Consider the following 443-nt stretch of genomic DNA (forward strand, 5'->3'; position numbering starts at 1 on the left):
GTATTGATCGCCATCCTGCAACACCTGACGCAGAAAGACGCCGCGCTCGCCGTATTGGACACCCATGCGGGTGCCGGTCTTTTCCGCCTGGACGGCGACTACGCGGCCACCAGCGGCGAGGCGGCCGACGGCATCCTGCGCCTGCTGCCCGCCGCGCTGCCGAAAGGCACCGAACTCGCGCCCGCGCTGCAGGCCTATGTCGATCTGGTGCAGGCATTCAACAGCGGCTCCACCGCCAAGGTGTACCCGGGCTCGCCGTTCATCGCCCACCGGCTGCTGCGCGGGCACGACCGGCTGAAGCTGTTCGAGCTGCATCCCACGGACATGCGTTCGCTGGCCGGCAACATCGCCCAGCTCGACGCGGGCCGCCAGGTGGCGGTGCTGCACGAGGACGGCTTCGAAGGCATCCGCAAGTTCCTGCCGCCGCCCTCGCGCCGCGGGCT

At 69.8% G+C, this 443-nt stretch carries 1 protein-coding gene; it reads left to right on the plus strand.

Annotation, left to right across the window (positions count from 1 at the left end):
• A partial coding sequence (gene rlmJ / locus MPC4_RS02955; protein ID WP_174511208.1) for a 23S rRNA (adenine(2030)-N(6))-methyltransferase RlmJ occupies positions 1–443 on the plus strand: 443 nt, incomplete at both ends.

This window comes from Methylocella tundrae, from assembly GCF_901905185.1.
GTDB classification, from domain to species: domain Bacteria; phylum Pseudomonadota; class Alphaproteobacteria; order Rhizobiales; family Beijerinckiaceae; genus Methylocapsa; species Methylocapsa tundrae.